Origin of the sequence: Desulfurobacterium sp., assembly GCF_027028515.1 — a bacterium.
Classification (GTDB): domain Bacteria; phylum Aquificota; class Aquificia; order Desulfurobacteriales; family Desulfurobacteriaceae; genus Desulfurobacterium_A.
The window spans coordinates 1-24,078 of record NZ_JALVIW010000036.1 but is presented as its reverse complement, the minus strand read 5'-3'; the positions used below and the strand labels follow the sequence as shown (position 1 = coordinate 24,078).

Sequence of the window (24,078 nt, the reverse complement as noted above, 5' to 3'; positions counted from 1 at the left end):
GGGCCGCTGCTTCAAGAGTGACGGCCCTTGCCTTAATAAACAATAAAGGCTGTGTTTTTGGATTTATATATACGTGTTTGAAATGCATATTTCAGTTAAAACTTCTATCTGTTTCAGTGAAGGATCTTACTTTACCTGACACCCTGGTTTTGGCACGCTGATCTTTACCTCAAAGTGGATACTTTGGACTGTAACTATTGGATATTTTCCTCTTGGAATCACTAATGAGTTTGATCTGGAATACACAGCTAACCCAACTTTCCAAAACATTGAAAAAGTTCCGAGCTTAGAGAGAGTACCAGACAGGTTAAAGGTGCTGTAGGTTGCAGGAAGATGCTGTATGTGCCATTCGGAAGAGTTGAAAGGATAAAACAAGAGGCTTTCCTGGGGGCTGAGCGTATTAAGAAGAACGCTTCTTGCTATAAGAAGGTTATTCTTATAGCGATGATGGATGTTGATAATTTAGGAGAAGCTTTAAAAAGGCCGCCTTGGAGTATCCGTGATTCCTATTCGGCTGGGAGTTAGACAAACTCAGATAGGATGGTATTTACTTTGATGCTGAAGCGATTATCTAATTTTCTAAAAAGACCATTCTTTGTCGCTTTTAAGTTTCTAATTATTCATTACCTTAATAAGTTACGTTCAGCTTTTATTAAGACAAGCCACTGTTACACCTAAAAAGTGCTAAAGGATTGAAAAAAGGTTCTAACTAAAAACTAAAAGTGGGGGGTAACTGCTGATGAAGCTTGATTTTGCTACTATAGAAAATGATATTAGAGCTGGGATTAGAGCAGCTAATAGAGAATTATACCTGGAAAGCAATTGCGATGGAGAAAATGAAGCCTCTTTAAGAGAAGCCCTCTTTAAGTGGGCACTCCTTGCCTATGAGGAAGGTGAAGTTTTAAGGTCTACTTTTTACACTATAATTAAAAACGAATTTGCGGGAACGGATCTTAATAATGCTAAAGTAGCTCTTTGTGCTTCTTATTGGTTAGCCAGAATAGTTTTTGATTCAGAAAAAGCGATTGACGAATTGGAGAAATTAACAACGGATGAATCCGTTTCCTACACACAGGTTTTAAAAGGTCTTAAGCTTGCTTTAGATATATTAGAGTGCGCTGAGCTTTACGAAATGGTCGAGAGTAAAATGAAGGCAATTTATAAAGAAGCATTTACCCGTATGCCATTGATAGAAGGACTAAAGGATTTTTTACTGGAGCGTCCTCATAGCCATAACAAAAAAGTTGAGGTTTTTCTGGGTATGATTTCTGTTCCTGAAATAGCCCAAAAGGTAAGGGAAACTTTTAGAAAAATCTCTTACGACTGTGATATGAAGTCTGCAATAGGGGGAATGTTTGTGACTACCTTTGGCTACGCACCGCCTGAACTATTTGATTTCATAGCTTCGACAGGGTGTTTAGATATTATTGGCGGTGTAATTTCAAGCCTTTATACATATAACAGGTTTACGAAACCACAGGATTGCAAGCTCTTGCTTAAAAGCTACCTTGAAGCAGGAGGGAGTACTAAAAGGCTGCTGGTTTTACTTAAAAAACACCTTAAAGATATGTTTATGTATTTTAAGCATTACAAAAGATCCAAATCTATTGCTGAGAAAAGTGTATTAAGAAGAATACTCCTTGCAATGAGAGGGTTGTTGGGTTCTAAAGTCACTTTAGAGGTTCTTAGAAGGGCACTGGAAGCTGACAGTGCAGAAGACGCCTTGAAAAAGCTTGCTATGGAATATCCAGGATTTCTATTTAGTTGGGAAGTGGACAGACTCAGAAAGGAGGGAGTCTATGTTGACGCTGAAGCGATTATTTGAGCTTGTAACAACTGCCAAGGTAAAACCTAAAGATGTTGAAGAGGTATTGCGTTTAGAAGGAATACCCGAAAAGACCAAACTGAAATGGGCTGCGAGGTTGTGGCAAAGGTGCTTAAACCAAAATCCATCTCACTATACAAAAGAAAAGCTGGAGAAAATTAAGAGAGAAGTTCCTTTAGGCAAAGAGGCATATCTACTTTCTGTTTTGATGACTAACCGACGCATTTCAGAAAAAGATCTCGAGGAATTATCTGTCAATTATAGAGAGATCGCAAAAGTAATTGCTTATTCTCCTTGTGTGATTATAGATCAAGTAGAGTATTTGTTAAAGAAGTTTCCCTTGGAGAAGTTACTAAAACACGCTGACGATGCAGATATAATAAAGAGCATCTTGGAGATGTGTGAAGATAGAGAAATTGTAGAAGCTTTTGGAAAACTGTCTTTATCTGAGGTAAAGGAAATAATAAAAAGGCTTGGAACCATAACAAATAGTTTTCTTGTTGAATTTCTCTTAGAAGCTGCTGTTAGTTGTGGTCATAACCCATTAACTTTGATCTTTCTCATAGCTAAAGCCTGTGAATACAAGGGAGAGCCCATATTTAGAGAAGAAATACTTTATGCTCTTGACGAAGCTAAATGCACTCCTGCCCAGCGCCGTAGGTTTTTGCGGGCTCTTAGATGTTTATAGCACTTAAAAAGACACACCCTTGTCGTTTTTGAGTTTTCCATCCTGCGGCTTCCTGTAAAATGCTGCAAAAACGCAGGAGGTGCAAGATGTTCAGGAAGTTGGTAGTTTTGGTGTTTATTTTGCCTTTTCTTCTGTGCGGTTGTGGTAAAAGCGGTGCACCAAGCTGTGATGATGGGAGTGTTAAGGATTTGGTTAAACAGATAGTTAAAGAGAAGATCATGTGGCCTTACGTTCTTCAGATGTGTGCAGGAGACGTGGTTTTACACACTACCGATAAAAATGTTTTGCTTGAATATCTCAAGACCGCTAAAGATGAAAGTGAAAAAGAGAGGATTCGCAGGTATATTGACTGTGCTGAAAAGGAGTTGAATGAGACGTCTTTGAAACTGGAGGGGTTTATCACCCTCACCAAAGATGACACTGCTAAATATTCGGAATGCAAAGCAGTTTTAACAATTGAATCTAAAGATGGAAGAAAGGCTTCAAGTAATATCTCTTACTCCGCTTACTATACAAGCGATGGCAAGTTGTATGTAGAGGTTCACCAGTAAGATTACTTTGATAACGCTTGTAAACTTTGACATTAGGGTAGCTGTTGAAACTGTCGTTTATTACTTGCTGAGAAAGGAATAGCGAGAAGGAGGGCTTTTATGGCAGGGATAATAACGGTTCGGGGTGTTTTTGTAGAAAAGTTTTATATTGTGCCTGATTATCATAGAAGCTTCTCTTGGGGTAGAAAACAGGCTTTCTCCCGAGGATCAGCGTTTTTACAAGGGATTTTATATATTTCAGGAGGGAAGGTGTTGCATTGAGCTTCAGGAAAGGGACCGTGAGTTTTTCTTTAAGCTCGTTCAGGGTGAGGAGCCTGAACCGATGTTGACCCAGTTGAACTACTGAAGAGCGTTGAGAGCGCATTTGTCCTGAAGTTTATATAAGATGACGAAAGCATGGCCATGAAGATTTTCCAGACTATAAACGACAGAGGTAAACCCCTTTATGTGCTCGAAAAGATAAAAAGCTACTTGTTTTATGTTTCTAACAAATACTGTGGTGCGGCTTTAAGTAGCGAGATAAACGAGTGTTTTAGCAGAATATTTGAGGCCTATGATGAGATAAAAACTATGGGGGAGAAACTTCGCATTGAGCTTATAAATGGAGCAGAATTTACAGAAGACAGCATACTCAGATACCACTTTGTACTCTTCTCGCCTGAGAATTACGATGCAACGCCTGAAAGGATATTTGAATACATAAAGAATAAGATTGAGAGCTTAAAAAGAAATGTAAAAGAGCTGGTTAGCTTCATCAGCTCATACGTTCAAGACTTAAAGAGCGTATTTGAAAGCTTGAGAAATGTGCTTAAGGAATACGGAAAATTTGGGATGTACTATGAAATCATTGCCGTTCTTGGTCTGTCAGAAACACTGTATCCACTTGTTATTGCACTTGAAAAGAGAAATATGCTTGGCAAACTCGCACCAGTGGAAGTAGCAAGCGGCAAAACCTTTTTTGAACTTGTGCGTGACATAGATGTGAGGGTTTACAAGATAAAGGGCATCAATCCTCGGGCAGAGATTTCTCGTTTCGCTCATGTATTAAATACACAGGAGCTATCAAATGAAGAGGTTGCCAGGTGGCTGATAGAATACAGGAATAAATGGATGCCTGATTCGGAACTTGCCATTAAGTTGCAGGAAAACTTATACGGGAATAAGGCGGTGCCTTATCTGCTCATAAAATACTCTGAATACCTAAGAAAGAGGTCCTATACTTTTGAAGAGCTGATGGAACTGAAAAATATTCGTATAACTGTAGAACATATACTGCCAAAAGAGCCTAACTTTGACGTGAAGGTATATGATTTTGACAATGAAGAAGATTACCTGAAGCATAAGGACAAATTAGGTAACCTTACTCTTCTTTCAAGGAGCATAAGTTCTCAGGTAGAAAACAAAACTCTTCTTGCTAAAATTAGTTACTACAACAGGGAAAACAGGCTTTTAGAGATTACAAGGAGATTGGCTTCCGAGATTGAAAGAAAAGGTAGCTTTACCAAAAGGGACGTTATTGAAAGAACAAAAGCCATCGCTGAGTTTGTTCGGAGTTTCTTGAGCTGACACACCCTCACCTGGGGGGGGTCTTGCCCTTTCCTCTTCCTATAATAAGCGTTATTTACTCTCTCTTTTTATCTCAATTTCACACTCCTCATAGCTCAGAGGGAGAACCAAGGGTTTTTCTCCTTTTGCTTCAAGAAATCTACTGTAAATTCTTGCAAGAGTAAGTACATCCTCAGCGCAATAGCGCGCTATCTCTTTGAGGTAGTCGCCAATTTTTAGACTAGGTATAAAATTCACTATAATCATGTAGGAGGGGACCATCATGGGAAGGAAAAAACAAAATTTAAAGATGTACCCGAACAGTATAAGCGTGCTGAACAGATCTTTCTTTCAGTGGAAAGCGGAAAAATAGAAGTGTTCTTGATTGATCTTGTTCTTTCAGAGTGTATCTGGGTGCTTGAGAAGTTTTATAAAGTTCCAAGACAGCAGATATTTCAAAAACTTCATATTTTCTTGCACGTGAAAGGAGTTTTGACGGAAACACCAAAATCTGTTCTTGATAAGGCTTTTTCTATCTGGAACGAAACATCTCTTGACTGGACAGATGCTCTTTTAGTAGCTAAAGCGCTTCATAAAAACACTAGGCTCATCACCTTTGACAGGGAAATAGAAAAGAAATTTCCAGACGCTAAATTTCCATTTTAGTGAATGTTTTTTTCATAAGGTGCAAACTCTACTTCATAGAAGATAATATTCGGGCAGACCGAATAATCAAACCGCTTGCTTGAACGATAACTTCTCTTTTTTTTCGTCTTTCTACTACTACCGTCTCTCCTCCATCTCATCAAGGGCCCTGAGTAGCTCGGTTAACTCAGCCCTGAGCTTCTCTCTGACTTCAGGAACTTCGCGTACATACCTGCTTTTAAGCACATACTCTCTAAAGCTTTTTGCCTTAGAGTAAACACGCTCGACACCTTTCGGAACAGTCTTGGTCTTCTTTTTTCCTGCCTCCCTGACAGCAAGGAGAGAGTTCAGCTCAGAAGAGGAGAGTTCCTTTTCATGGACAAGCCGAGCAAAGTAAAGCACTTCTTCAGAAGAAAGCTGTCTCTTTAGCATCACAGCAAAGTGCTTAAGACTTACATTAAGTTTCGACAGCTCTCTCTTCACGTCTTCAGGCAGAGAATAGATAAAAAGCGATATTGCAAGCTGATATTGAGTTACTCCACACCTTTCCATAACCTTTGCCACGGAAGCTTTTTCTTCGTCAGTCAGTCTGTTAACGTTCCCCCAAACATACAGGGACAACTTTCTCAACTTATCCGTCTTTTCATCCTGATCGTTTTTCACAACCTGTTGATTTTCTTGAAGTTTCTGTTTGTTGACCCGGGTCAACAAAAATTCCGCTGCTACTTTCCCAACCGCATCTGCAAGTTCCGCCGGATGAAGGTCTTTCCTGTGTACATTCTCACTTATCTGTACCGCGGTTTTTTCCACCTCGCTTTTTACGTTAAGCACCCTGCACTCTATTGCCTTTCTGCCGAGTACATCCCTCACTGCGAAGAAGCGTCTGTGTCCTGCCACCACTTCATATTTACCGTCGGGGAGTCTTCTGACGGTAATGGGATTTATGAGACCGTACTTGCTGATATTTTCAGCAAGCTCCTTTAGTCCCTCGGGATCTATGTCTTTTCTAACCTGCTCCTTTACAACTATATCTTCCACCGGGATAACCCGATGAAGTCCATCTAAAGAACGGGGATCCACTTCCGAGGGGTCATCATCTTGAAAGGCACTCAAATCGGGCTTGACTTTATCCCTGTCCCTGAGAAGGTCTTCCGGTAACTTCACCGGTTTTTTGGGTTTTAATCTCTCTTTCCAGTCCATTATTACTTACCTCCCAATACTTTCCTTTTTGACCTTTCAGACATAAAAGGAACAATAAGGTGCTCTTCAATCTCTTTTAAGAGAGATTCGAGTTTCTTTGAAAACTCACTTTCTTCCGACAGCAGTCTTTCCACCGTTATTGCTCCAGTATAGAACCTGTTAATTTTCTCTGAAAAAGGCAGGTAAGAACTGGTAAGCAGAGCACCAAAGCTTTCCACCAAGTACTCAACAGAAACCAAGCTGGTGCGTGTCCGTCTAACCTTTGTAGGAACAACTCTTATTTCACCAAGCATATCTTCAGGCACAAGTCCGTACTTTTTGTATCTTCCCACCACTTTTAGCATAACCTCAACACTCGTAACGCTTATGGGAGCAGCTTCAGCCGGAATCAGCAGGCTGTGAGAAGCTACCAGTCCTGAAGCACTGAAAGCGTTAACATAAGGCGGAGAGTCTATAACCACCACATCAAAAGACATATCCTCGGAAATCTGTTCGATAATCTTCCTGATCAAAACAGTGTGTAGATTCTGAGAGAATAGAAGAGGGTCGTAGTAACTTGCGGTAATAGCATTTGGAATTATCCAAAAGCCCTCTTCCAACACCGGTGTAACCTGCCAAACGTGCTCCGTCAGATTTTCTGGAAAATCCCCCTCTTCCGAGCGCATTATATGGTCTATTATCACATGCAGACCAACCCTCGGAATGCCCTTTTCATCAAAAAGCTCGTCGTCAGCACAGTGCATAGAAGCACTCCCCTGCGGATCAGCATCTATCAGAAGCACAGAACACCCCTTCAGAGCTAGGTACCTCGTGATAAGGAGAGACAGAGTCGTTTTCCCAACGCCCCCTTTCATGTTACCAATACAGAGCACCGCCGGTTTATTCATTATTTCCCCCCAGCAAAGTTCTCACCATGTCAAAGACCATGGCGTAGTCCGGGTCCTGAAGCTTCTTTTCGTGTTTGTCCACAGCATCGTAAACGGCCTTTCTTGAAATACCGAGAACAGAGGCTATATCTGTAACGTGATAACCCTTCTCCTTGGCAAGGACACAAAAAGCTGCCCTTGCATTTCTAAAAACTCTTCTCGCGTCAGGGGTAAGGGTGGAAAGCTTTCCCGTAAGGATGGCATCCACCTCGAACGGACTAAAAAGCCTCTTCAAGACATTGACCCATATATTATCAGCACTCTTTTCGCTTCTCAGAGCCCCGGCTCCCATCACCGACGTTATCGCATCGACTACTACTGACTTGCCAATGGGTTCTTCGCCGTGCGAAACTAGGACAATGTAAGTGATTATTCTGTCCAGGTTCCTAACAGAGTGAAATTCGGTCTCGGTCAGCAAACTTAGTGCTTCTTCGGTTATCGTTTTTCCTTCCCTTTCCAGCCTTGTGAGAACAAACTTTCTTACGAAATCCTTTGTTGGAGGAGATATATAGGCAACCCCAAAGGTTGAAAGACGCTGCCTGACCCTTTCAGGAATATGCCTGAGCATCTCAGGCTTCACATCAGAGGTTACTATCACCTTCTTGCTGTTAACATCAAACAGATCTAATATTTCAAACACCACCCCATGAAAGGAGCTGAAGTTTTTAGCGTTGAGAATCTGAAAGTCGTCAATCGCCAGTATATCTGCCTTGACGAGGGTCTGTTTTAGATAGGCAACTTCCTTCTTCTTGAAAGCTTGAGTTATAAGGTCTATCAACTCACCAGTGGTAAAAAGAGCCACAGTTTTTCCTTCCGAAAAAGCTCTCCAGGATAGGGCATGTATCATGTGCGTTTTTCCTACTCCTGATGGACCAAACACCAGCAGAGAACCAGAACCACTGCTGAGGAGCTCATTTGCAAAGTTCCATGCCTTTTCATTATTAGATGATACAATAAAATTACCCAATGACATCTTGTGAGAAGGTATCATCCCTATAAAAGAGCCCGTCTTGGGAACTTCTACGGGGGAAGCTTTTTCTTTCCCCTCTTCCTCTAGCACAGTATGAGAAACTGTTTCAAAAATAAAATCGCCAAGTTTTTTTCGAATTTTACCAGCTTCTTCCATAACAAAGTCCTTGACAAAACCAGGACCTCTCAAAATCCATTTATCCTTTTCTTTATGAACCGTCACTGCTAGGAAAATTCTAGGATATTTTGTATCCTTAAGTATGTCCGCCAACGTTGTAAATTCTACCTTACCCATGAATACCCCTATTATGTTACCTTATATGTTTACTCTGTTGTATAGTAACAGCAAACCAGTATTTACCAGAAATGTCAACTTGGACTAAAAAATAAAAAGGAAACACTTTACTCACACTGAAGTTAACACCTAACAGATTAAACAAGTGGTTAATGTTCAAGGGTCTGCAAATAGCATGTTTAGTTTTTATTTAAGCTATTGTTCTTATTTTTAAATAAAGTAATAACAGCAAACTTTACAAAACTTTGCTTGAGTAATTTTACTAGAAAGCAAAATACCTATTCCAAATATCAGATGACATTTAATTCACAAAATCATTCACAAAAGGATTTTTAATCTACTATGAACTTTTTGTGAACTAACTGTTGACATATCAAGAAATCTTGCCTGCAATTTACTTGTATCCGGAACAAACATCGCATTTTTCAATGGTTATTTTCTTATCTCTCTTATCGACAGAGCTTTTACCGAAAAGAAAATAGAAATTTTCAGGCAGGAACTATCAAAGGCAAAAGCCATATTCATAGACGACTTTCAGGCATTCAATAGCGAGAACCTTGAATCTGCACGCTCCTTTCTTTTCGTGTTAATAGACAAGGCAATAACCGCTAACAAAATAGTGATAGCCACCAACGACACCAGCCTGTACTGGGCCGGATGGAGTAACATAGAGGAGAGACTCAGACAAAGACTGCTCACGCGTGGAGATGTGCGTATAAGCCCGCCGAGCAGAGATTTTACAGCCTGCTTTGTAGAAACGCGTCTGAAAAAGTTTGGTATACACATAGAAAAGGAAGCGATTGAACACGTGCTGGAGTACGATTTTACAAACGTCAGGGACCTGGAAGCTCTTGTGTGGAACCTGTCCGTCCTGAATAAACCCACCATAACGCTGAACGATGTGGTGTTTATCATTGGCAAGAAGTTTCCGCACCTTAAGTTTTCCAGTCCGGCTTCGGAAAGCGAGAACACACTCAGGGACGTGTGGGAAGTGGTGGTTAAAAAATTTTTCAGCGATCCCCTTATTGTGGATGAGGTGCTTAAGAATAAGATAAGTAAGAGAAGCAAACCACGACATCTCAGCATGATACAGAAAATCTTTGCCAAGGTTGCTGTTGAAGAAGGATATCCCCGCGCGGACGTGTGTAAGCTGTTCAACGTTTCATCCGCGGCTCTGAGTAACTGGCTCAGAAGACAGCCCATGGGAGAGGAAGCCAGGATAGTTGAAGATAGAATAAAACTTTTATTTCAGTCCTTAACAGGGAGGAAGGATGAAAGTAATAGCGGTGGCAAACATTAAGGGCGGAGTAGGTAAAACCACTCTAAGCGTTATGCTCTCCCGCTTCCTGGCTTACCGGGGCAAAAGAGTATTGCTGATTGACGCGGATCCGCAGGGTACGGCTTCCCTCCATGCGACGAAAGAGCTTGAATGGGATGAAAACGGCTATCTGATACGCGGGCTTCACAGGCTGGTGGAAGTGATCATAGCAGGACTGGAGCCTACAGAAAACGTGGTAAGAGAGAACATGTACGCAATTGTTGATCCAATGGACGAAGCGTTTTATCTTCTGCCAAACTGCCTTGAATCCAGTGACTACGATCTGAAAGTGAGAACCACCGGTAGGTCTTCCTTTTGACTACCGAATGCATTAAAATGTGGTTAAAATACCACATAACTGGTAGTCAAAAGGACTCAACCCTGCATTCAGCGAACTACTACCCGTTCCCTTTAGGGGAATGCGGGATACTTTCTCTCTGTCGTAGAAAAACTCCATCAGCTTAAACTTGACAGGATTACAGAGCTTGATAATTAAGAGTTTCAAGTCTTCAATTAGCCTCAGGGAGTTCTCTCCCACTCTCAATATGTTGTAAGCTCCTACAAGGTCTGCGTTAAAGCACTTACCTGTAATCCTGTCCTTTAGTTGTCCTCTGAACTTTCTTACAGCTTGTGTCAGTTCTTTGAGCCGTTTTGCAAGTTCTTTAATGAGGTTCTTATTCCCCTCTTCCTTAGCTTTTAAATACTCTTTCCCTTTCTCTTTGACCAGAAGTATGTCTGCAAACGGAGATGTCTTTGACGTGAAAGATTCATCAACCTCTTCCACTTCTATTCCCACTTCTTCCGCTTTATACCTGATTAGCTCAATTAGTCTCCTGAACGGAACTGATACAAAGTGCTGGTTATTCCTCTTTCCTATGTCTATCCCACTTTTGCTTTCAGTTGCTCCTTTCCCTATGTAAATTTTTCTGTGGTCAGTTGCCTTCAAAATGTCAATCACTTTTCTGCTTATCTTGTGGAAGTCGTTGTCTATCCTTCTTTTTCTGTATGCTGAAAGCTCTTTGAGTTTTATGAGTTTTTCTGTAAGAAGTTGTTTCAGGTTCTGTCTTTCCTCCCCTTCTTCTTGGAAAAGCTTGTTCTTAAGTGTATCTATCTCTGACTGGAGCTTAGCTTTCTCCTTGTTGAACCACTGATTGAATGCTTTTATCTCTTTCCCCGAAACTATGAGACTTTTGAGTTCTGGATTTGTAGAAACTAACGCTATCAGGTTGTTGAGTCCCAAGTCTATCCCTGCTACATATTCCCCTGTTGTTTGTAGTTCTGAAACCTCTACTTTGTAAACAGTATCTACGTAAACGTCTGTTCCAAACAGCTTTAGTCTTAAGATTTTAACTTCAAAGTTAAAATCTTTCGGAAGTTTAACTTTTAGAAATTCTTTATTGTTAATTCTGAGTCTTATCAGAACCCTGTCATCTAACTGCTCAAATGTGTTTACGTTTAGCTCTACTGAAAAGTTCATCAAAAACTTTAGCTTCTTGGGTTTAGGAGGTCTCGGAACTCCTTTGAACTTTTTGGGGTTCTTCTGATATTCCTTATAAGCTTTTCTATAACTCTTAAAACTTTTTACCACATCTCTTATCACTTGTTGAAGCAGGTAGTTGTTATCAACTCTTTTCTTTTGCTCTTTTAAAGCTAAAAGAAGTTCCGCCAGTTCTTTGTCTTTCAGAATGTTTTCTCTTACTTCTTTAAACTTTCTGAGTTTTTCTTCTTTTTTTGATGAGTATTCTCTATCTGCTAAGAGTCCGTATAGGATTGACTGGTCTGTTTGATAGTATCCGTAGAGCTCTTTATATCTTCTAATCAGGATTACCAGCAAATTTCTAAAATGAGCAAGGTCAAGGAGGAGTTTCCTGACTCTTTCTTTCCTCTCTTTCCCTGAAATTCTTATGCTTAAGATTCTACTTAAGAACATCTTCCAAGACCTTTCTTATCTTTCTCCTGTTGCTGTAAAACTTCATTGAAAACGAATGCAGAAGAGTAATTATCTCCTCTATTATCTCTTCCGTATCGCTTTTTTCGTTTGTGTAGTCGTTAATTACCACAACTTCTGCCCCATAACGCTTAAACAGGTTCTCAAAAAAGCTAAATCCAGTTCTTGTAAGTCTATCTTTAAACGTCACTACCACTTTAGCTACACGATAAGAGAGTATTTCATTAAGCAAAAGTTGAAAATCCTTTCTCTTATCAAAGTTTAAAGCACTTGCTACATCCTTGTAGATCCCATCTATCTTCCATCCTCTTGCTATACAAAAGTTCTTTGCCACCTCTATCTGATTGACTAAATCCTGTTTCTGTTTTGGAGTTGATACTCTTGCGTAAATGACAGTTTTCCTCTCTGCTGGTTTACCGCTCTTTTCAAGTAGATACTTGTAAACACTTTCAGGGTCAAAGTCATAATGACCATTGGGGAGTCTTTTTGCTTTTAAGACTCCTTCTTTCCTTAACTTCCTCAGAGTTGACCTTGATATTCTCAATATCTCCAGGACTTCTCTTGCTTTCATATCTTGAAATGTAGGATTTTTGCTATATATTGTCAAGTGTAGCTAAATGTTTGTGGTTATACTCGCACGTGCACTTACCTGTTTTCAGAGAGACGCGGTACCGCTTGTTGTTAACGAGATTTCTCAACACCACTTCGTGGTTATTACAGAACTCGCTCTGATAGTTTGCTAACTGGGCTTGAGCTTTAACTCGTTCTTTTTCTTCCTGGTAGTTCACGTAAGCTTCGTGTGCGACAGGATCCGCCAAGTTGTGTTTACGCGGGAGCCACAGCACTACGGCACGCACCTTCTTCTCTTTGAGAGCAGCATACAGAATTCTTGCGTGTCTGTAGAATCCACGTAGATGTGCCGCGTTCACTCGCCACGTACCGTTGAACTGGTTTACCACAAGTCTGGAATCGCCGTATGCGTTGACGGTTACGCCGGAACGTATCTTTCCGGATTCCACGAGTTCCAGAAGCAAGACAAAAACAGTAATTAACCCCTGCCACTCAGCTATGTTGTTGGTACCACAGGTGCTTACCAGAACAGAGCGGCGTTCTATTTCCCTGCCGTCTCAAAAATAAACTTTTCTATCGCTTTTCTATTTTTCTATGCAAAACAGTATAGCAAAAAAGATGCCAACATCAATTAAGTAATTGATAAATCTTTAGTTTCTCGTTTGTCCCAACGTTTGGACAAACTGGCCCTACATACCTTCCAGTTCGTCTGCAAGCCTGCGAAGTTCTTCTGCTATTCGTCTTCTTAACTCGGGATTATACTTAACGTATTTGCTTCTTTTGATTGCGCTTGAGAAGTTGGTGATTTTCTGCAACACTTTTTCCTCGCCAGCGACTTTTGGTTTTTCTTTTTTAGATTTTTCGTTTTTCAGAAGCTGATTGAGCTCTCTTGCGGAAAGGCCACTTTCAATCTTTGGAACGTACTTTTCGACAAACTCATCTGGAGAGATGCCGTGGCTATGTGCTACAGTACAGTGGGAAATCTCCACGTTTTTAGCTTCGAGCAGTTTGTTTCTGTATTTCTCATCGGCGCTCCACAGCCACAAGAGGGAAACCAGCTTTAACCATGCGAAACCAAAATCGGAACAGACCTTCAGGAGAAAAGGCTTCAAATTTTCGTCCTTTACTCTATTCACTCTGCCATAAAACACGCCGTTTTTTGTTAAGTAGTTGATGAATTGTTTTCTATCCATCTGTCCGTGGATTGCAATGAACTGTTTGTAAACGTACTCTCCCACCTCAATAGCAAGTTCTCCAGTGGTGAGATCTTTTCTTTTCACGTTTTCCGAAATCTGTATTCTGGTGAGCTTACCTTCTTCCTTCATGTCCACTTCAGGAATAACCACGGCGTAAACAGCTTCCCAGCCGAGTATGTCTCTAACGGCGCACAATCTCCTGTATCCTGCTACGAGCTTATAGGAGCCGTCCGCGTCTTCAGTCACCACTATGGGATGTATGAGCCGTTGCCATTTTCCTTATCAGCTTTTGTCTTTCTTAATCAGATGAGCAAGTATGGAAACCTTTACCACTTTGAGATAAGCAATCAGCGTGGTAAGAGCAATCAGCTTTTTCAACTTCCACGGTGGGACGTGGAGTCAGGCGCAACGGTTCATTCAGCCTGACAGCCTCAGAGCACTGCCCCTCGGCTTGCCCACGCCCCGTGGTTATCTTGAAGCCTTTGACTGCTACGTTTACGGCAGCGTTGTAGTCTCTGTCCCAAGTCTTTTTACAGGTTTTGCATTCAAGATGTAAGCCCTTGCCTGAAAGCTTGTTTCCGCAGGTAGAGCAATACACGCTTGTCCCGTAAGGTTTAATAGACATTACCTTGATACCGTGTAGCTTTGCTTTCTGCCTGAGTTTTGCCTCAAACCTTGAGTAGAACCATTGAGAAAAGAGAAATCTCAACGCTTTGTTTCTCCACTCAGGCACCTTTATACCCGAAAGGTTTTCTATGACTATTACATTGCAGTCGTTGGTGATAGCTACCAGAATCACCTCGTTAACAAAGGTCTCAAGTATTTGCTTTCTCAGGTTTCGTGTTTTGTTTCTCCTTCTTCTTTGCTCTGCAACAAGGTGTGGTATCCTGTCAAAGTCCTTCCTGATGTAGGCTTCATCTATCTTGTGCTCAAGGCGATCTATTTCTTTTTGTATGCGCATTACCTTTCTCACCAGCCTTTCAGCCTTGAAGAACACAGGCACAGAATGGCTGGCACCGTCATGGATTACCGCAACGCCCAGTCTTTTGATTCCGGGAGCAAGATCTATTCCAAGCACTTTTTCGGTAAGCTCAAATGTTTCCACAGGCACCTCAAGCACAAGCTTGAGCGCATAGTAGGTTTCGCCGTTCTTTCTCTTCCTTTTGACTATGGACGGCGCAAGAAGCTTTGCACGGTTTCAAGATGAGCTAACACTGATTTGGGTACAGCTCCCTCTATCGTAAACCACCTCCACTTCCGCCATGTAACGGGTAGTTTGATCTTCAGATAATACCTGCCGTTTGCTATCTGAAGCTTCTTAAACTGCCCGTTACCAATGCTATCATCAGCTCCGGTGGGAAATTCTATGCCTTTCAGTCTTGGGACACCAAGCTCAAAGAAGCTTCCGGGTAGCTTACCGTGCTTCGCCCTGTAGTTTCTAAGTTGCTCCTGCACATTCTCCACAAACAGCCTGTCATAGCCGAGTTCTTTCACTGCTTTGTGAGCAGGAGCATCTATCAGATGTGGCTTTGCAAGTAGCTTCTCAATTAGATCCTTTCTTTCAGCAGAAGACTTGAGAACGCTACCAACGGTTAAGCAAATGTTTCTCCACACCCTACTTGGTATGTGCTTTGGTCTTGCTGTTGCTTCGTCTATGGGCTTCCATGGGTTGTTTGAGTTCTTTAGTCTTTCTATCCACTCTTCGCTCCAGAATCGCTTAAGCAAGATGTTGCCATAAGTCCTGTGTATGGACAGAAGCCTTCTGAAATACGGATAGCTCCAGCGGGGAAGAAAGGTTTCGTATGCAAGTGTTAGCTTATTCTTGCTCTTGCTCTTGCTCTTCAAGGGTCTTTCTCACCTGTTTGAGTTCCTTCGTCCAGCTTTTAAGCTTTCTGTTACGCATTCCGTATAGCTTCCCCGCAAAGGAGGTGAGAATAGCTATGAGATCCTCTATCAGTTCCTTTTCTGGTTCTTTTTGATCCTCTCCGTTCAGGACAATAATCTCCACGCCAAAGCCTTTGAAAAACTCCCTGAAAGCTTCAAAGCCAAATCGGGTCAATCTATCAGGATATGTAATCGCTATGGTTCTTATTTTCTTTGTCTTTGCAAGCTCAATGAGCTTCAAAAGTCCTTTGCGGTTGCCTTTGATGCCGCTGGCTATGTCTTTGACTTCGTAAACCTCTTCGTATTTGCCTGCCACAGCACAACGCAGGAACTCAAGTTGCGTTTCAAGATCCTTCTTCTGATCGTGGGATGACACACGAGCATATATCGCTACCGCATTGGACAACTCCCGACCAAGAAGCTTAAGAAGCGTACTCTCTGGATACAGACGATCCCTACCTATCCGAATGGGCTTTATCTTTCCCTCTTTGTCCCAGCGCCTAAGCGTAGAAGGAGATACTCCCAGTATTCTGGCAGCTTCTCCTATGCGATACATGCGTTCCATGTGATAAAGTATAGGATAGTATGATTAAGAAATCAAGTGACTGTCAAATACCCGTTCTGTCTTATGTCCTCAGCAAGTTCTTTCAGAGATTCTTCGTCAACGGTTTTTCTCACCTGCTCTCCAATCTTTTTGTCTTTTACTGGGATTTTCACCAGTTTTCTAGCACCTGCAAGAGAGCTTGTTCCGACGCGGGAAAAGGGAGAAACTCCGTCTTTTTTCTCCGTAGAGTGTATAACTCTTGTGAGTTTTTCCGGATCAAGAGTTACTTTTCTTTTTCTAATCATGGCCTACCTCCCGTTTCTTCAATCTAAGCTTCCTCTTCATAATAAATCACTGTTTCTTGACCCTCCCACGGCTTTAGTCGTGGGATTCCCGCTTTAGCAAGGGACGGCTCGTAGACCTGGTTGATGCCCGTTCCGCCGCTGTTGCCCTCTCCACAGGCGTCACTTCCCGACGGCCCGGCGGTACCAAAACCTAAAATTGCCAAGTCTTTTTGCAGTATCACTCTTGCAGCGTTAACGCCAGCGTCTTCTTTGTGTCCGCATCTGGGACAAACAAAAACCTTGCCCCTTCTGTTTTCTGGATGAGCAAAACCGCAAGCAGAGCAGGTATGGCTGGTGTGCGGCGGAGAAACCTTCAAAAACACCTGCCAATACTGCTCGCATTTGTATTCCAGCATTCTCAAGAACTTTCCCCAGCCCAAGTCCTGAATCAGCCTGTTGAACTTGCTTTTAGCAGTTGCTCCCTTTCCTTTGGCACACTTGCTCATGTTTCTGATTTTCAGGTCTTCCAGTACCATGCCGTGGCTTTTGGCTATGCCAGTGGAAAGCTTATGCAGAAAATCATGCCTGATACAAGCTATCTTTTGCATTATGCGTGCAACTCTCTGTGCCTGCTTGCGCCATCTTTTTGAGAACTTCTTTTTCTTGCTAGCTTTTTTTGCTCTCATGCAAGTTTTTTAATCCACTTATTAAGCACACGGGGATGTTCTATTTTTGTCCCATTTAATAGACAGGCGAAGTCTCTGATGTCAACGTCCATACCAACTATACCGCTGGTTTCAGCATACTTGTAGAAGTTTCCTTTTACTACTATGGACACATACCAGCCGTCGGGTTCTTTGATAACAGTTGTTTCTCCTATTTCAGCGTCTTTTGGTATCTCTCTTGAGGGGAACAGCCTGAACCAACCTATCTTGGTAAGATATATACGGTTTCTCTCAAGCTTCTCTCCCTGCACGTATCGGAAGGAGAGATGGCAATTTTTCTTCTTAAGCTTTGGACGGAAAACTCTGCTGGATAGAAAGTTTTGATATGCTCTTTCTGAGTCCTTGAGAGCCTGTTGTAGCATCAAATAATGGATTTCTGAGAGCTACGGAAAAGTTTCTTTAAGTTCATTTAGGACAAATTTTGCGCTAATCCTCTGCTTTTCAAAGCAGCGTACAGCGCACGGCGTAAGCTGTTGTTCCGGTTGAGTGCTGAATATAAATTAACCAAAAAGGCTGAGGAATAAGCGAATGCTATACGTTTACCGGTTCAGGCTTTATCCCAAGAAGGAACAGGTAGAATTCCTGAACCGTCAGATAGGGCATTGCAGGTTTGTTTACAACAAGCTCCTTGAAATGGCAAAGAAGGATTACGAAGCAGAGGGTAAGAAGTGGAACTACTATGAGTATAAAAAGCTCTTACCTAAGCTTAAAGAGGAGTTTCCCTTTCTCAAAGAAGCCAACAGTCAATCACTCCAAGAGGCTGTAAAGTGGCTTGATAGAGCGTTCAAAAACTTCTTTAAAGGAATAGCTGGATTTCCAAAGTTCAAAAGCAAAAAGAAAGTAAACAGCGTATCAACACCTCAACACTTTCGCATAGAAGGAGACAAAATCAAAATACCGAAACTCAAAACACCGATAAAGTTCAAAAAGCATAGAGAGATAGAAGGAAAGATAAAAAGCATTTAAATAACCAAACTTCCATCGGGCAGGTTCTACCTTAACATTCTCGTTGACAGAGAGATAGAACCACTACCGGAGACGGACAGAGTAGTAGCGATAGATGTAGGACTTACCCACTTCTGTACTCTGTCAACAGGGGAAAAGATAGAAAACCCGAGAAACCTGTTAAAGACGGAAGAAAAACTTAAGAAGCTCCAGAGGAAACTATCAAGGAAGGTAAAAGGTAGCAATAAATACCTTAAACTTCAAAGAAAAATAGCGAAACTTCACGAGAAGGTAGTAAACCAAAGGAACGATTTTCTCCACAAGCTAAGCAAGAGGATAATCGGCGATAACCAAGCCGTAATAGTAGAGGACTTAAACGTCAAGGGATTACTCAAAAACAGCAACCTTGCCAAACACATAGCAGATGCGAGCTGGAGGAGGTTCATCTCCTATCTGGAGTATAAAGCAAAGCTCTACGGAAGGAAATTCATCAAGGTAAGTCCGTTCTATCCTTCTTCAAAGCTCTGCTCTAAGTGTGGATACAAGAACGAAGACCTCAAACTATCTGATAGGAAGTGGAAGTGTCCCAACTGTGGAACAGAACACGATAGGGACTACAACGCGACCATAAACCTGCTAAAGGAAGGACTGAAGATACTAAAGGGGTCGCTCACCTTACGAGCGGTAGGGCTGGAACAGCCCGAACTTACGCCCGTGGAGAGTGCAGTTGCACTCGTTGAAGCGGGAAGCTCCTCATTTCAATGAGGAGTAGTTCACGTTCTTGGAATACAGAGCGGAAAGGTATAGAAGAACGCTGATAAAAGCGCCCCGGAACTATCCGTTCACCTAGTTGTGTTCAGTCTGTGGTTACAAACACGGCAACCTCACCTTATTGGATAGGAACTGGACTTATCCTGTTTGTAGAACTGAGCATGATAGGGACATAAATGCAGCAACAAATCTGTACCTATACGGTCTCGCCCGCCTCACGGGCGGTAGGGTCGGGCCGACCCGAACTGAAGCCCGTGGAGAGTGCTTTGCCGGCGGAACGGACATCTGTCCGGTCTACGAGGCATCACTCTGCGAAGCGGGAAGCTCCACCTTCTGTAAGGTGGAGTAGGTCACTGAAAAAAGCCAAGGCATCAGGCTGAACGAAGAAGAGCGGTAATCACGAGAGGAAGGAGGGAATGATGGTGGGATACGACAGGTTTGCGAACTATAAGAGAGTACCTCTTGTTATGGTGAGTTTGAGAATCTATCCGGAGGATCTTGACGCTCTGAAGAAGCTTGCGGAAAAGGATGGTTTGCCTTATCAAACACTTATGCGAAGCGTGTTGCACAAATACGTGAACAGCAGAAGGCATGAACTCGAAGAGATTGAGAGAGAAAGAGCCGGGAGGTAATAAGTGAGGAAGCTTGTGGTTTTTCTTTTGGTCGCAAGCTTAATTGGTTGTTCTGCAAGCAAGCTTAGTAGGCGAATGTACTATAATCCGCCAGGTGGAAAGGGTAAAGTAAACGGTTATTCCATCAGGTTGTGTTTAGATCTAAAACCTGGCAAGGGAATCTTTTATGTGCCTTATGGAATGCCTGTAAATTTCACTTGGTGTAGCTATGAAGATGTAAGAAAAGACATAGCTTCTTTCTTTAACTTAACTTGTTATAAGAACAGGTTAGGTATAGCCGGTACCGAACTGGGCAAAACGTGGGAAGAAACTGCTGAAGACGTCTTCAGCTACTACATGAAACCGTACAGAACGGAAATTTACTGGTGGCCGGAATGTCCACAAAACAGCTTAATTGTGCGAGGGGAAATAAAGCCAAGATTTTTTAGGCCACAACAGTGCGAAAATTGGTTGGGTAGCTTTATAATAGGAATGGTAATGGCACCCTTTATTCCTATTTACCCACAGGCGTTCTTTTATAGAAATATGTATGGTTTGGATGACTTTGAAAATTGGTATCAGGAAATTTTCGATGGGGAGATAATTTATGGAGATCAGAAAAGCAAAGTTTTTGCATCGTTGCCTTCTGGAGCGGATATTTTTAGGTTTGATTTTGCTGATGTCCCTAAAGGAAAAACGCCTCTTTTTTGTAGTATTTTCACAGGAGCGCCGCTTACTTTTTGCGTAGAGGATAAGGCCTGCAAAACGAAGGCATGTAGGCGTAAAAGAAAGTTTCTAAAAATACTGAAAAGGAAAGACGGAAATTTTGCGAAACTCCTTGCCAGTTGTAGGCCATCGGATGATATTGAGAAGCTAATAGAAGAATCATCAAAATTGCTTGAGAAAAAAAAGGAAAAGTTTGTGAGACTTTGCTCCCAACTCTATTTCGGTTGCATTGCTGCTAATGTTAACTATATAGTAGGATTAAGAAACGCCGCTCTTCTCACCAAGTGGTACGTGATGAAAAAGATAACCGGGGACACGGACGAGGAGCTTGAGAAGTGGATAAAAGACGAGGGAATTACCTCTCCTGACAACATGGTGGCTGAGCACTCTCTCAAGCTTTACAACTACTACTGGGGAGAGATAGAGAAGAGGTGTCCCAAGGTGTACAAGTACGGGCGCGTTACGGCAGACGAGTGGTGGGATACAAGAATGCAGTTTTACAGAGATCATCTGCCTGACGAATGCTATCTCACCGTGAAGAAAGAGCACTCCTGCTGGGAGTACTGGACACCTGAAGATTTTGCAAAGTATCCGAAACACGAACACGTGGAGTACGTGAGGAAGAAAAAAGAGAAGAAGAGAGAGGAATCCGGAGAGGAGTTCGTGTGGTGAAAACAGAGGGCGGTTTATGGGACATAACAAACAGACTCTCAACGAAGACAAAGCTTGAACTTATAAAGAAGATTTTTAATATGTGGCTAACTATATGGCAGGCTCAAAGCTGGGTATGTAAAGAATGGTATGTGATAGATTTATTTGCTGGGCAGGGTTTCTATATCGATAGCGGCAAAAAAGTGCCAGGCTCGTTTCTCATATTTCTTGAAACAATTAATTCTCAGATAATCAAATTGAAAAGCAAAAACATAAAAATCTATTTATTTGGAATTGAGAAGAATAGCAGAAATTACGGTAAACTAAAAAATGAAGTGGAATCTTTTTTAGATAAAAATCCCGAACTGAACGAAGTTATTGAATACCAAATACTAAGAGGGGATTGCAACGAGAGAATAGATGAAGTGATTTCACAAATTGCAAATTCAAACAGAAACCCATTGTTTATCTTAGTGGATCCTACAGGACTTCAGATAAGAAGAACTACAATGGAGAAAATAATCAGACTCAGAAATCTGAAAGATATTTTGTTTAACTATATTTTAGAAGGAGTAAGGAGAACAAGTGGTGTTGCAAGTAAACTGGCAAGAGGAGAAGAACTAAGTAAAAGAGAGATAAAAACAGTTAGTACATTAAAAGACTTCTTAGGTCATGATGTTGAGATAATTAAAGAGAAGAGACCTGAGGACTTAGAAGTTCTGAGGAGTTATGTAAATGCAGTATATACAGATAAGAGTCTATGTGTAGTGGGATACGACGTTGAATATCCTGATAGAAAAGATGATTTGTATTATCTTCTTTTCGCCTCCAGAAATCAGAAAATAGTTGAAATTGTTAAGGACATTTACGCAAGACAAAAGGAGAAAGTAAAGGGTCCCACGTTGTTCGGGAGAGAATTTTATGTAGGATCAATTCTTGAAATTTCCCCTAAGAGCAGCAAAACGGTAACTTTTATTAAGAGGAAAAACCTTCTCTATCGAACAAAGGTTGAATATGGAGACTGGACAATAAACCACATAATAGGATGTGCCCATGGATGCAAATTCCCTTGCTATGCTATGATGATGGCCAGAAGGTTTGGATGGGTAAAAAATTATAACGATTGGAGAAAGCCGCGCGTTGCAGGAAATGCGCTGGAAATTTTAGAAAAAGAGCTTGAGAAGTATAAAAATGATATAAATTTTGTTCACCTTTCCTTCATGACAGATCCTTTTATGTATGACATTGAAACCGGCGATTTAATTCCAGAGGTTAAGGAGTTAACTCTACAGATAATTGGGTTACTTAACGAAAGCGGTATCAGAGTAACTACTTTGACTAAAGGGTTTTATCCTGAGGAAATTTTAAAAATGAACTTTATGAAAGATAATGAATACGGAATAACACTTGTTTCTTTAAATGACAGGTTTAAAAAGAAATTCGAACCTTACTCTGCACCTTATGAAAAACGGATAAACTCCTTGTATATGCTCCATAGTAATGGATTAAAAACCTGGGTGAGCATAGAACCGTACCCAACTCCGAATTTAGATGAAACAGCTGAAGATATAGAGTGTTTATTAGAAAGGATAAGTTTTGTAGACAAGATAATATTTGGCAAAATAAATTATAACATTCAAAGTAAAAACTTCGAAAATGGCGAAGAATTTTATCAGAAAATTGCAAAAAAAGTTATAGAGTTTTGTGAAAAGCACCACGTAAAATATCACATTAAATTTGGTACACCGTACAGCAAAGAGAACACGAAAGATATTTTTAATAGCTACGATAGCTAAAATGAGGCGATGAGAATAGAAGCAGAACGAAGAGCAATGATGGTGATAAAAGATCTTGACAGAACCGCGGCCAGACGCGTGATGGAAGAGCGTCTCGGCCGCATTCTTGCTGTACCTGAACACATGTGGCATCTGGACAGCATAGTTTATGCCGACGAAAAGTGCGTAGAGGCACTCAAAGGCGTAACTGGTACCGATTATTGCTGGATGGGACACCTGCGGTTTGAAGCTCTCATGCCGGCCACCGTGATGATAGAGTTTGCTGCAAACGCGTGCGGCTGGCATTCCGTTGTGTTTCACGGACACACCACGTGTCCCGTGAAGATAACAAAAGCCGTCTTCAGAGAGAAGGTGCTTCCGGGAAACGTTCTCAAAGCAAAAGCCACTCTCTTAAAGAAAAAGAAAAACTACTTCTCCTACCTGGTGGAATTCTATGTAAGCGAAAAAAACGTCGCTCAGATAGAAGAACTGCTTCTTTTTGGAAATCCGATTTGATTTCAGGCCCGTAGAGCCATTTTTTCGATTTCATTAATGGTTTTATACCTGTGAGCATCAAAACTTTTCTGTATCGCCACGAAATGAGACGAGAAAGGGAAAATTTTGGGAGCCTTTATGAGCGAAAGAGACTCGCGGGCGAAGAGCTGGTTCGCCTTGTCAGGAAACGTCCCAGGGTGGATGAAGAAGCGGCTTTAAAAGAACTTGAGAAAATCCGTGGAGAGTGGAGATCAGGGATAAGATAGGGCTTGATACTGGTTTCTTTGTGAAGCTACTGCTAGGCTTCCAGGAAGCAGCAGAGGTTTACAACAGGATCATTGAGGGTGAAGTGGTTGACGTGGTGTCTGTAATAGTTGTTTTTGAACTTCGGCGCCTGGCTCTGCGGGGCTTAATAGATCGACAGGCCTATGAAGTCCTGGAGCGCAGCTGGCCTGTGCTGTTCCAGGTCGAGTCTGTGGATAGGGAGCTGGCACTTGAGGCAGCTTCTATCTCTCACGGAACAGGTCTTCCTGCGGCAGGTGCGCTTATATACACAACCTGCAAGGGATCTGGAAGTGACAGCTTTTACACTGTTGACCCTCATTTCAAAGCCGTTTCCTGGAAACGCCCCAGGATTATTCTCCTGGGGGAAGGCGTATAAAACTGCCCTTCTGACGCGCTGACGTGGTAATCCTCAGGGGCTTCAAAGGGGTAAACATAAGCGGTATGAGGGTTTAATCGTTCAAGATGGAGTTACCTCAAAAATTCCCCTGAAATCTCCACCTCCGACAAACAAGAAGGGGTAATTTTTAAAAACTCCCTGTGCCAGAGTTGAGAGTTAATATTGTAATAACACAAAGTTTGTGTATATTTAATACAAAAGCTTGGAGGATTGAAATGGGTGTGGCTGGTAAAAAGGAGAGAAGTAATCTTTACCTTAATGCTGACATCAAAGAGGAAGCTAAAAAGATACTTTCTCGTTATGGTTTGA

General features: G+C 41.7%; 25 protein-coding genes and 2 pseudogenes. 15 read left to right on the top strand and 12 right to left on the bottom strand.

Annotated elements, in window-relative coordinates; genetic code table 11:
* Positions 1 to 739 precede the first annotated feature (739 nt).
* The 6 genes from MV676_RS03225 (at position 740) to MV676_RS03200 (ending at position 5,275) form a co-directional block, all read left to right on the top strand.
* A complete protein-coding gene (locus MV676_RS03225; RefSeq protein ID WP_297445238.1) occupies positions 740 to 1,825 on the top strand; it encodes a hypothetical protein in 1,086 nt (361 codons plus the stop codon).
* Positions 1,800 to 2,513, top strand: coding sequence for a hypothetical protein (locus MV676_RS03220; protein WP_297445235.1), 714 nt, complete (start codon positions 1,800 to 1,802; stop codon positions 2,511 to 2,513). The genes MV676_RS03225 and MV676_RS03220 overlap by 26 nt, the downstream gene beginning before the upstream one ends.
* Before the next feature lie 86 nt (positions 2,514 to 2,599).
* Positions 2,600 to 3,064, top strand: a complete 465-nt coding sequence (locus MV676_RS03215) for a hypothetical protein (RefSeq protein WP_297445234.1) — start codon at positions 2,600 to 2,602, stop codon at positions 3,062 to 3,064.
* Positions 3,065 to 3,163: 99 nt separating this feature from the next.
* Positions 3,164 to 3,325: a hypothetical protein gene (locus MV676_RS03210; protein WP_297445232.1), complete on the top strand. Its 162-nt coding sequence runs from the start codon at positions 3,164 to 3,166 to the stop codon at positions 3,323 to 3,325.
* 135 nt (positions 3,326 to 3,460) lie between these two features.
* Positions 3,461 to 4,630, top strand: coding sequence for an HNH endonuclease family protein (locus MV676_RS03205; protein ID WP_297445230.1), 1,170 nt, complete (start codon positions 3,461 to 3,463; stop codon positions 4,628 to 4,630).
* Between the two features lie 333 nt (positions 4,631 to 4,963).
* Entirely contained in the window at positions 4,964 to 5,275 is a 312-nt protein-coding gene (locus tag MV676_RS03200) for a PIN domain-containing protein (protein WP_297445228.1), read from the top strand.
* A 117-nt stretch (positions 5,276 to 5,392) separates the two neighbouring features.
* Here the strand turns inward: MV676_RS03200 and MV676_RS03195 are convergent, their stop codons facing one another.
* Genes MV676_RS03195 through MV676_RS03185 form a run of 3 tightly spaced genes read right to left on the bottom strand, consistent with a single transcriptional unit; the run spans position 5,393 to position 8,644 of the window.
* Complete coding sequence (locus tag MV676_RS03195) at positions 5,393 to 6,454, bottom strand: ParB/RepB/Spo0J family partition protein (protein WP_297445226.1); 1,062 nt, start codon at positions 6,452 to 6,454, stop codon at positions 5,393 to 5,395.
* 2 nt (positions 6,455 to 6,456) lie between these two features.
* Entirely contained in the window at positions 6,457 to 7,341 is an 885-nt protein-coding gene (locus MV676_RS03190; protein ID WP_297445224.1) for a ParA family protein, read from the bottom strand.
* Complete coding sequence (locus MV676_RS03185; RefSeq protein ID WP_297445222.1) at positions 7,334 to 8,644, bottom strand: DnaA/Hda family protein; 1,311 nt, start codon at positions 8,642 to 8,644, stop codon at positions 7,334 to 7,336. Before MV676_RS03185 ends, MV676_RS03190 begins: the two co-directional genes overlap by 8 nt.
* Before the next feature lie 370 nt (positions 8,645 to 9,014).
* On the opposite strand from MV676_RS03185, the gene MV676_RS03180 reads away from it, so the two are divergent.
* Positions 9,015 to 9,944 (top strand): DnaA/Hda family protein, encoded by a 930-nt coding sequence (locus tag MV676_RS03180; RefSeq protein ID WP_343214957.1) that lies wholly within the window; start codon positions 9,015 to 9,017, stop codon positions 9,942 to 9,944.
* Positions 9,916 to 10,092: pseudogene (locus MV676_RS09425) on the top strand (ParA family protein); the annotation flags it as partial. The gene MV676_RS03180 and the pseudogene MV676_RS09425, both read left to right, overlap by 29 nt.
* 201 nt (positions 10,093 to 10,293) lie before the next feature.
* On the opposite strand, the gene MV676_RS03170 reads toward MV676_RS09425, so the two are convergent.
* The 9 genes from MV676_RS03170 to MV676_RS03130 form a co-directional block, all read right to left on the bottom strand.
* Complete coding sequence (locus MV676_RS03170) at positions 10,294 to 11,892, bottom strand: transposase (protein ID WP_297445218.1); 1,599 nt, start codon at positions 11,890 to 11,892, stop codon at positions 10,294 to 10,296.
* Complete coding sequence (locus tag MV676_RS03165; protein WP_297445216.1) at positions 11,879 to 12,481, bottom strand: IS607 family transposase; 603 nt, start codon at positions 12,479 to 12,481, stop codon at positions 11,879 to 11,881. The genes MV676_RS03170 and MV676_RS03165 overlap by 14 nt, the downstream gene beginning before the upstream one ends.
* A 688-nt stretch (positions 12,482 to 13,169) precedes the next feature.
* Positions 13,170 to 13,937 (bottom strand): ParB N-terminal domain-containing protein, encoded by a 768-nt coding sequence (locus tag MV676_RS03160; protein ID WP_343214956.1) that lies wholly within the window; start codon positions 13,935 to 13,937, stop codon positions 13,170 to 13,172.
* Between the two features lie 37 nt (positions 13,938 to 13,974).
* Positions 13,975 to 14,781 (bottom strand): transposase, encoded by an 807-nt coding sequence (locus MV676_RS03155; protein WP_297445214.1) that lies wholly within the window; start codon positions 14,779 to 14,781, stop codon positions 13,975 to 13,977.
* Positions 14,782 to 14,843: 62 nt separating this feature from the next.
* A complete protein-coding gene (locus tag MV676_RS03150) occupies positions 14,844 to 15,521 on the bottom strand; it encodes a hypothetical protein (protein WP_297445213.1) in 678 nt (225 codons plus the stop codon).
* The gene (locus tag MV676_RS03145; RefSeq protein ID WP_297445211.1) at positions 15,493 to 16,125 is read right to left on the bottom strand and encodes an IS607 family transposase; all 633 of its coding nucleotides are present in this window, start codon (positions 16,123 to 16,125) and stop codon (positions 15,493 to 15,495) included. Before MV676_RS03145 ends, MV676_RS03150 begins: the two co-directional genes overlap by 29 nt.
* 32 nt (positions 16,126 to 16,157) lie before the next feature.
* Positions 16,158 to 16,409 (bottom strand): hypothetical protein, encoded by a 252-nt coding sequence (locus MV676_RS03140; RefSeq protein WP_297445207.1) that lies wholly within the window; start codon positions 16,407 to 16,409, stop codon positions 16,158 to 16,160.
* Between the two features lie 23 nt (positions 16,410 to 16,432).
* Positions 16,433 to 17,074, bottom strand: coding sequence for a transposase (locus tag MV676_RS03135; protein WP_297445203.1), 642 nt, complete (start codon positions 17,072 to 17,074; stop codon positions 16,433 to 16,435).
* A complete protein-coding gene (locus MV676_RS03130) occupies positions 17,071 to 17,475 on the bottom strand; it encodes a transposase (RefSeq protein ID WP_297445200.1) in 405 nt (134 codons plus the stop codon). Before MV676_RS03130 ends, MV676_RS03135 begins: the two co-directional genes overlap by 4 nt.
* Positions 17,476 to 17,641: 166 nt before the next feature.
* Here MV676_RS03130 and tnpB point away from each other — a divergent pair.
* The 7 genes and pseudogenes from tnpB (at position 17,642) to MV676_RS03100 (ending at position 23,748) form a co-directional block, all read left to right on the top strand.
* A pseudogene (gene tnpB, locus MV676_RS03125) lies at positions 17,642 to 18,823 on the top strand (IS200/IS605 family element RNA-guided endonuclease TnpB).
* An 85-nt stretch (positions 18,824 to 18,908) separates the two neighbouring features.
* A complete protein-coding gene (locus tag MV676_RS09420) occupies positions 18,909 to 19,178 on the top strand; it encodes a zinc ribbon domain-containing protein (RefSeq protein ID WP_343214955.1) in 270 nt (89 codons plus the stop codon).
* A 70-nt stretch (positions 19,179 to 19,248) separates the two neighbouring features.
* Positions 19,249 to 19,461 (top strand): hypothetical protein, encoded by a 213-nt coding sequence (locus MV676_RS03120; protein WP_297445197.1) that lies wholly within the window; start codon positions 19,249 to 19,251, stop codon positions 19,459 to 19,461.
* Positions 19,462 to 19,464: 3 nt separating this feature from the next.
* The gene (locus tag MV676_RS03115) at positions 19,465 to 20,838 is read left to right on the top strand and encodes a hypothetical protein (protein WP_297445195.1); all 1,374 of its coding nucleotides are present in this window, start codon (positions 19,465 to 19,467) and stop codon (positions 20,836 to 20,838) included.
* The gene (gene tcmP, locus MV676_RS03110; protein WP_297445192.1) at positions 20,832 to 22,613 is read left to right on the top strand and encodes a three-Cys-motif partner protein TcmP; all 1,782 of its coding nucleotides are present in this window, start codon (positions 20,832 to 20,834) and stop codon (positions 22,611 to 22,613) included. The genes MV676_RS03115 and tcmP overlap by 7 nt, the downstream gene beginning before the upstream one ends.
* Positions 22,614 to 22,622: 9 nt before the next feature.
* Complete coding sequence (locus tag MV676_RS03105) at positions 22,623 to 23,108, top strand: hypothetical protein (protein ID WP_297445190.1); 486 nt, start codon at positions 22,623 to 22,625, stop codon at positions 23,106 to 23,108.
* A 223-nt stretch (positions 23,109 to 23,331) separates the two neighbouring features.
* Complete coding sequence (locus MV676_RS03100) at positions 23,332 to 23,748, top strand: PIN domain-containing protein (RefSeq protein WP_297445188.1); 417 nt, start codon at positions 23,332 to 23,334, stop codon at positions 23,746 to 23,748.
* Positions 23,749 to 24,078: the final 330 nt, after the last annotated feature.

Coding starts and splice junctions, on each gene's coding strand:
- MV676_RS03120 (WP_297445197.1), top strand. CDS start 19,249: ATGGTGGGATACGACAGGTTTGCGAACTATAAGAGAGTACCTCTTGTT.
- MV676_RS03210 (WP_297445232.1), top strand. CDS start 3,164: ATGGCAGGGATAATAACGGTTCGGGGTGTTTTTGTAGAAAAGTTTTAT.
- MV676_RS03170 (WP_297445218.1), bottom strand. CDS start 11,892: ATGTTCTTAAGTAGAATCTTAAGCATAAGAATTTCAGGGAAAGAGAGG.
- MV676_RS03215 (WP_297445234.1), top strand. CDS start 2,600: ATGTTCAGGAAGTTGGTAGTTTTGGTGTTTATTTTGCCTTTTCTTCTG.
- MV676_RS03130 (WP_297445200.1), bottom strand. CDS start 17,475: ATGCTACAACAGGCTCTCAAGGACTCAGAAAGAGCATATCAAAACTTT.
- MV676_RS03190 (WP_297445224.1), bottom strand. CDS start 7,341: ATGAATAAACCGGCGGTGCTCTGTATTGGTAACATGAAAGGGGGCGTT.
- MV676_RS03140 (WP_297445207.1), bottom strand. CDS start 16,409: ATGATTAGAAAAAGAAAAGTAACTCTTGATCCGGAAAAACTCACAAGA.
- MV676_RS03205 (WP_297445230.1), top strand. CDS start 3,461: ATGGCCATGAAGATTTTCCAGACTATAAACGACAGAGGTAAACCCCTT.
- MV676_RS03195 (WP_297445226.1), bottom strand. CDS start 6,454: ATGGACTGGAAAGAGAGATTAAAACCCAAAAAACCGGTGAAGTTACCG.
- MV676_RS03185 (WP_297445222.1), bottom strand. CDS start 8,644: ATGGGTAAGGTAGAATTTACAACGTTGGCGGACATACTTAAGGATACA.
- MV676_RS03220 (WP_297445235.1), top strand. CDS start 1,800: ATGTTGACGCTGAAGCGATTATTTGAGCTTGTAACAACTGCCAAGGTA.
- MV676_RS03135 (WP_297445203.1), bottom strand. CDS start 17,074: ATGAGAGCAAAAAAAGCTAGCAAGAAAAAGAAGTTCTCAAAAAGATGG.
- MV676_RS03165 (WP_297445216.1), bottom strand. CDS start 12,481: ATGAAAGCAAGAGAAGTCCTGGAGATATTGAGAATATCAAGGTCAACT.
- MV676_RS03225 (WP_297445238.1), top strand. CDS start 740: ATGAAGCTTGATTTTGCTACTATAGAAAATGATATTAGAGCTGGGATT.
- MV676_RS03145 (WP_297445211.1), bottom strand. CDS start 16,125: ATGGAACGCATGTATCGCATAGGAGAAGCTGCCAGAATACTGGGAGTA.
- MV676_RS03105 (WP_297445190.1), top strand. CDS start 22,623: ATGAGAATAGAAGCAGAACGAAGAGCAATGATGGTGATAAAAGATCTT.